Annotated in this window: 2 protein-coding genes; both read left to right on the forward strand. The window is 57.5% G+C overall.

Features of this window, described 5'->3' with window-relative positions:
* A partial coding sequence (locus Q5Y71_RS17260; protein WP_306043304.1) for a hypothetical protein occupies positions 1-181 on the forward strand: 181 nt, incomplete at its 5' end.
* Positions 182-412 (forward strand): hypothetical protein (locus Q5Y71_RS17265; RefSeq protein ID WP_306043305.1); only part of this gene is annotated, 231 nt, incomplete at its 3' end.

A 412-nucleotide genomic window follows, 5' to 3' on the forward strand; every position in this document is an offset into this window, starting at 1 on the left:
CATGGGTGTCGGTGATCGTGTAGGCGGGGCACAGTTAGGCGCTGCCGGTGCCAGGGCCTCGGGGTATCTGGCGAAGGGCAATATTAAAAGTGCATTAATGAATAACGCACTGGGCTCAATAGCGGATATAGGTTCTTCTTACTATTTCGGAAAGGGGCTTGGCTCCGCGGGAGGGGGATAAATGGCGACGGATATTTCAAGGTATGTTGCGCAGTTTGGCCGGGATGCGGGCCGGGGGATCAGCGAAGGGATCGCCCGTGGATACCGTACCGGGCTTAGAAACCGACTTGCGGAAACAGCGCGCCAGGATGCGCTGAACCAGCAAGAAAGGCAGGATGCTCTGTACCAACAGAAGCGAGAGGACGCCCTTGCGCACCAGAAAAGGCAACACGCAATGCAGGAGCGGGAAGCC

It is taken from the genome of Microbulbifer sp. 2205BS26-8 (genome assembly GCF_030731025.1).
In the GTDB taxonomy this organism is placed as follows: Bacteria; Pseudomonadota; Gammaproteobacteria; order Pseudomonadales; family Cellvibrionaceae; genus Microbulbifer; species Microbulbifer spongiae.